At 71.6% G+C, this 5170-nt stretch carries 6 protein-coding genes and 1 pseudogene; 2 read left to right on the top strand and 5 right to left on the bottom strand.

Going from position 1 to position 5170, the window contains the following annotated elements:
- Window positions 1-408 precede the first annotated feature (408 nt).
- The 4 genes and pseudogenes from alaS to E1265_RS40010 all read right to left on the bottom strand — a co-directional run bounded on the left by alaS (window position 409) and on the right by E1265_RS40010 (window position 3815).
- A complete protein-coding gene (alaS, locus tag E1265_RS33330) occupies window positions 409-3069 on the bottom strand; it encodes an alanine--tRNA ligase (protein ID WP_132934692.1) in 2661 nt (886 codons plus the stop codon).
- A 238-nt stretch (window positions 3070-3307) separates the two neighbouring features.
- Window positions 3308-3481, bottom strand: a complete 174-nt coding sequence (locus E1265_RS40020) for a hypothetical protein (protein ID WP_243741294.1) — start codon at window positions 3479-3481, stop codon at window positions 3308-3310.
- 65 nt (window positions 3482-3546) lie between these two features.
- Window positions 3547-3600 (bottom strand): annotated as a pseudogene (locus E1265_RS40015) (hypothetical protein); the annotation flags it as partial.
- Window positions 3597-3815, bottom strand: a complete 219-nt coding sequence (locus tag E1265_RS40010) for a hypothetical protein (RefSeq protein ID WP_243741293.1) — start codon at window positions 3813-3815, stop codon at window positions 3597-3599. The gene E1265_RS40010 and the pseudogene E1265_RS40015, both read right to left, overlap by 4 nt.
- 146 nt (window positions 3816-3961) lie before the next feature.
- On the opposite strand from E1265_RS40010, the gene E1265_RS40890 reads away from it, so the two are divergent.
- The gene (locus E1265_RS40890) at window positions 3962-4339 is read left to right on the top strand and encodes a hypothetical protein (RefSeq protein ID WP_165953968.1); all 378 of its coding nucleotides are present in this window, start codon (window positions 3962-3964) and stop codon (window positions 4337-4339) included.
- Window positions 4336-4659 (top strand): hypothetical protein, encoded by a 324-nt coding sequence (locus E1265_RS40885; protein WP_132934691.1) that lies wholly within the window; start codon window positions 4336-4338, stop codon window positions 4657-4659. The genes E1265_RS40890 and E1265_RS40885 overlap by 4 nt, the downstream gene beginning before the upstream one ends.
- Window positions 4660-4957: 298 nt before the next feature.
- Here E1265_RS40885 and E1265_RS33315 read toward each other — a convergent pair.
- On the bottom strand, window positions 4958-5170 hold a 213-nt coding region (locus E1265_RS33315; RefSeq protein ID WP_132934690.1), incomplete at its 5' end, for a WYL domain-containing protein.

Genomic DNA, 5170 nt, shown 5'->3' with positions numbered 1-5170 from the left:
TCACCACGCGCCGCACGCTAATCCCCCCACCTCGGGACCCCTCCCGACCACCGCCACGGCCGCGCCGCGCATCGCGGCGCGGCGCGGCCGTGGCGGTGATCGGGGCCTGGCGGCCCCGAGCCGACGCGCTGCGCACGGCTCAGGCCGGGCACGGGGGCCCGGTGGCTGCCTGTGCCGGGCTTCGCCCGGCTGGAAAGCCGAGGCAACGACCGCCACGCTCGCGGGAGTCACCCGTACCGGCTGCTACCCAGAGAGGAACCGCGACGGCACGACCCGGCGCCTACCAGCACCTCGCAGAGGAGTTCGAGCAACCGAACGTCCCGACGCCCATTGCGCCCTGCGGATCATGCAGCTGACGCGGTGAGCGGTGCCCCGGGACGGTAGCCGTCCGTCCCGGGGCGGCCGGGCTCAGCTGCGGCCAAGGAGCTGGGCTGCCTGCCGTCCGGCAGATTCCAGCGCCTGGTCGAGGTGCTCGGGTTGCCGGCCGCCGGCGTTGGCCACCGGACCGCGCCCACCGGATCCTCCGCCGACCACGCGGGCGGCCTCGATGAGGATCTGGCTCGCCTCGACGCCGTCCTCGTTGAGGCGGCGGGAGACCGCGGCGACGAGCAGAGCCTTCCCGTCCTGCTCGGCGCCGAGGACGACGATCGCGCGGTCGTGCGGGATCCGGGTCACGGCGTCGGCTGCGAATTCACGCAGTTCATCTGGGGCGATCCCGGTGATGCGCCGGATCAGGAGCAGGCCCCTCTCCCCGGCGGGCTGGGCCTGTCCGGCAAGGAGTTCGGCCTGCTGACGGAGCTCAGCCGCGCGCAGCCGGGCGAGTTCGTCCTGGGCGGAGGCCAGTGCCTCCAGCCGCTTGCGCAGGACCTCGGGGACGTCGCCGGGGCGGGTGCCGAGGAGTCCGGCGACCTCGTTCAGCAGGCGCCGCTCGGTGTCGAGACGGGTGAGGGTGCCGTGGCCGGTGAGGGCTTCAACGCGGCGGAGGTTGGAGCCGATGGAGGATTCAGTCAGCAGGCGGAAGGCGCCGACCTGGGAGCCGTGGGCGACGTGGGTGCCGCCGCACAGTTCGCGGGAGAAGTCGCCGATGTCGACGATGCGGACGGTGTCGCCGTACTTCTCTCCGAACAGGGCGATGGCGCCAGCGGCTTCGGCCTCGGCGCGGTCGGCGTGCCAGGCGCGGACGGCGGGGTCGTCGAGGACGTGGCCGTTGACGGCGTTCTCGATCTGGTGGAGCTGGTCGGGGGTGAGGGCGGTGAAGTGGGCGAAGTCGAAGCGGAGCCGGTCCGGTTCGACGAGGGAGCCCTGTTGGCGGGCGTGGTCGCCGAGGGTGGCCATGACGACGGCGTGCAGGATGTGGGTGGCGGAGTGCGAGCGCATCAGGCCCGCTCGGCGCTCGGCGTCCACCTCGGCTTGGCCGACTGAGCCGGTGAGGAGTTCGCCTTCGAGGATGCGGGCGGTGTGGACGCGAAAGCCCTCCAGTCCGTAGCGGGTGTCGGTGATCCGCAGGCGTGTTCCCTCGTTCAGAGTCAGGGTGCCGGTGTCGCCGATCTGGCCGCCGGCCTTGGCATAGAACGGTGAGCGGTCCAGGACCAGCTCAACATCGCTGCCCTCACCGGCGCTGGTGGCGACGGCACCGCCGGAGATCAGGCCGGTGACGGTGACCTCGGCGGTCAGCTGCTGATAGCCGAGGAACTCGGTCCGCGGCAGGCGGGCGGCCAGCTCGCGGTAGGTGTCCATCGCGCGTAGGGCCTCGGCGGTCTTGGCCTTGCTGCGGGCCTTCGCGCGCTTCTTCTGTTCGTCCAGCAGCGCGGCGAACCGGTCCTCGTCGACGGTCAGCCCCGCCTCGCGGGCGGCCTCGACGGTCAGTTCCAGGGGGAAGCCGTAGGTGTCGGCGAGTTCGAAGGCGGTCTCGCCGGGCAGGGTGGCGAGACGCGTCTCGCGGGTACGGCTGATCGCGGCGTTCAGCAACCGGGTGCCCTGGGTGAGGGTGCGGGTGAAGGACTCCTCCTCGGCGGTGACGACCTGCTCGATCAGGGCCGCCTGGCTGGCGAGTTCGGGCCAGACGTCGCCGAGGTTGGTGATGACACTGGCGGTCGTGTTCGGCAGGACGGGGCCGTCGATGCCCAGCAGACGCGCATGGCGGATTGCCCGGCGCATCAGGCGCCGAAGGATGTAGCCGCGGCCATCCTTGGCCGGGAGGACGCCGTCGGCGATGAGGAAGGCGACGGAGCGGGCGTGTTCGGTGACGACCTGGAAGGAGACCTTCTCCTCACCCTGGGTGGGGCAGGAGCGGCCGGCGAGGTCCTGGACCGTGTGGAGGGTGGGGACCAGCAGATCGGTGCCGCAGACGTTGGGAACGTCCTGGAGGATCGCGGCGAGCCGGTCAAGGCCCAGGCCGGTGTCGATGCTCTTGGCGGCCAGTTCACCCACGATCGGGTAGTCCTTCTTCGCCGGGCCCTCGCCGCGGATGTTCTGCATGAAGACCAGGTTCCAGATCTCGACGTAGCGTTCGCCGTCGACGGCCGGGCCGCCTTCCTTGCCGAAGGCGGGGCCACGGTCGTAGTTGATCTCGGAACTGGGGCCGCACGGGCCCGGAACAGTCATGGACCAGTAGTTGTCCTCCATCCCGAGCCGCTGGATGCGGGAGGCGGGTACGCCGATGCGGCGCCAGAGGCGCTCGGCTTCGTCGTCGTCCTGGTAGACGGTGATCCAGAGCTTCTCCCTCTCCAGTTGGTAGCCCTTGGTCAGCAGTTCCCAGGCATAGGCGATGGCGTCTTCCTTGAAGTAGTCGCCGAAGGAGAAGTTGCCCATCATCTCGAAGAACGTCGCGTGCCGGTTGGTGCGGCCGACGTTGTCGATGTCGGAGGTACGGGCGCACTTCTGGATGGACGTCGCCCGAGGGAAGGGAGGCCGGGTCTCGCCGAGGAAGTAGGGCTTGAACTGGTTCATCCCGGCGTTCGCCAACAGCAGCGTGGGGTCGTTGGGGATCAGCGGGCTTGAGGGGACGAGCTGATGGCCGCGGGAGGTGAAGAAGTCGGTGAAAGTGTTGCGGATCTGCGTCGAGCGCATGGCTGGGTGGCCTCACGGGGGAGTCGCGAAGAGGTTGGTGGGGTGATCACACGCCGAGCCGGGCCGAGAACCAGGACTGAGAGTGTTCTCAGTTCCCCAGCTCGACGCAGATAGCTCGCGCCCCCACGGCGTACACCATGACTCCAGATCCGTCGATCACGATCGGTGGTGCGGCAGCCCGCGAAGGAGCGGAGGTCTGCCGCACCACCGACTGTAGCGGGTCGGAGTTCATGATCGCTTAACGCGACCGTGCCGTAGCCGAGGCCGTGACCCGGTGATCGAGCAGGCCGGGGCCGATCCAGCCCGGGTCGTGCAGCACGACGGCGGCCCCGGCGTCGCGCAGGGCCTGGCCTCCGGCATAGCCCCACCCGGCCCCGATCGGGGTGACCTCGGCGGCGAGGGCGGCCCGCATGTGCCGGGGGTGTCGCCGAGGAAGACCGCCTCGGCGGGGCTGACGCCAAGCCTGTCCAGGGCGAGCCGGATGCCGTCCGGGGCGGGCTTGGGTTCGGCGTCCTCGCGGCAGACGGTCACGTGCAGCAGCGGAGCACGGCCGGTGGCAGCAGCCAGGACAGCCGGGACCGGTGCTGGAGAGTGACAAGACCGGTGGCCGTCCCTTCGTTCTTCAGGGCCATCAGCCCGTCCATGACGCCGGGGAACAGCTCGGTGCCGGCGGCCGTGGCCAGGGCCGCGTCCCACCAGACCTCGCAGAGCTCGTCCGGGTGCGGGACCCCCAGCCCGGCCAGCACCTCGACCCGCGGTGTGGTCGCCGCGTGCGGCGGGAGATCGGTCGGAGTGATGCGGCGGACCAGGGGGGCGGTGGCGATCCCGGCCAGGGTCGACCGGCCGCGAGCTGTTCGCGGCCGTCTCCCAGCTGGTGCATCTGGCCGGGTGGATGGCTGGAGACGAGGGCAACCAGGGCCTTGCTCGGCGGTATTACGCCCACTCCTACCGGCTTGCGGCCGAGGCCGGGGATGCGGAGCTGTCCGCGACCGCTCTGTGGGGCATGGCTGTCCAGGCCATCGACCACGGCCATCGGGCCGCCGTCCGGCTGTCCGAAGAGTGCGTCCGCTACGCGCGCTACCTCCGTGAGCCCCGCGCCATCGCGTACTACAACGCGACCCTGGCCAACGCCGCCGCCGACGGCGATCGCCGCACCGCCACCAAGGCCCTGGCCGCTTCGCAGACCGCCATCGAACGCGCACCGAAATCCCCGGGGAGTCCTGGGCCGCCCACTACTCGGCCGGCCGGTGGGCCCACGAATCGGGCATGATCCTCGCCAGCTTCGGCGACCTCGACGCCGCCGAAGATCATCTGCACCACGCCCTCGACATCCACGGACTCGACCGGCGCCGCACCCGCGCCATCGTCCTCGCCGACCTCGGCCAGGTACGCCTGCGCCGAGACGACATCGACGGCGCCTTCGCCGCGTGGAACGAGTTCCTTGACTGCGCCGACGGTCTCCACTCCATGAAAGTCCACGACGCCGTCCTCGACATGCGCGCCCGGCTCGACCTGAACCGGCTCCGCGGCGTCGCCAGCGCGGAACAACTCCGTGAGCGGGCCGCGACGGTAGACACAAGCCCGGCGTAGCCACGCTCCTGGGCTTTACCTTTCTCCTGATCTGCCGCACCGGCCCCGGCGCCGTGTTCGAGTCGCGCGCAGCGCATTGCCTTGAGGCCGCGAGGCCCAAGGCTTGGCGGAAGCTGCGCGCAGCGCGTCGGCTCGGGCCGCCAGGCCCCCGGGGGCCTGCTCAGGCCGCGCGCAGCGTGGCGGCGCCGCGGGGGCGGCCCCGACGTCCTGTCCAAGCCGCGCGCAGCGCACCGGCACGGGGCCGCCAGGCCCCGGCGCCTGGCTAAGCCGAGCGCAGCGCACCCGCCCCGGTGCCTGGCTAAGCCGAGCGGAGCGGCACCGCTCCGGTGATGCGGTGCAGGGGGTAGGTGCGGACTTCGTCGGCCGTGTGGTCGAAGGCGGTGACGAGGCCGGCCTCCACGCGGACCGGGGAGAGGACGTGGGGGGCGGCGACGCCGTCGGCGGTGACGTAGCCGATGTGGACCTGGGTGCCGGCGCGGGCCGCGGCGCGGAGGGCGGCCAGGGTGTCGAC

The sequence above is a fragment of the Streptomyces sp. 8K308 genome (assembly GCF_004348315.1).
In the GTDB taxonomy this organism is placed as follows: domain Bacteria; phylum Actinomycetota; class Actinomycetes; order Streptomycetales; family Streptomycetaceae; genus Streptomyces.
The sequence above is the reverse complement of the archived record's forward strand: the minus strand, read 5'-3'. Positions and strand labels throughout refer to the sequence as shown.

Excerpts from the sequence above, each read along its gene's own strand:
- alaS (WP_132934692.1), bottom strand. The coding sequence starts at position 3,069 with ATGCGCTCGACGCAGATCCGCAACACTTTCACCGACTTCTTCACCTCC.
- E1265_RS40020 (WP_243741294.1), bottom strand. The coding sequence starts at position 3,481 with ATGCGGGCCGCCCTCGCCGCCGAGGTCACCCCGATCGGGGCCGGGTGG.
- E1265_RS40890 (WP_165953968.1), top strand. The coding sequence starts at position 3,962 with ATGGCTGGAGACGAGGGCAACCAGGGCCTTGCTCGGCGGTATTACGCC.
- E1265_RS40885 (WP_132934691.1), top strand. The coding sequence starts at position 4,336 with ATGATCCTCGCCAGCTTCGGCGACCTCGACGCCGCCGAAGATCATCTG.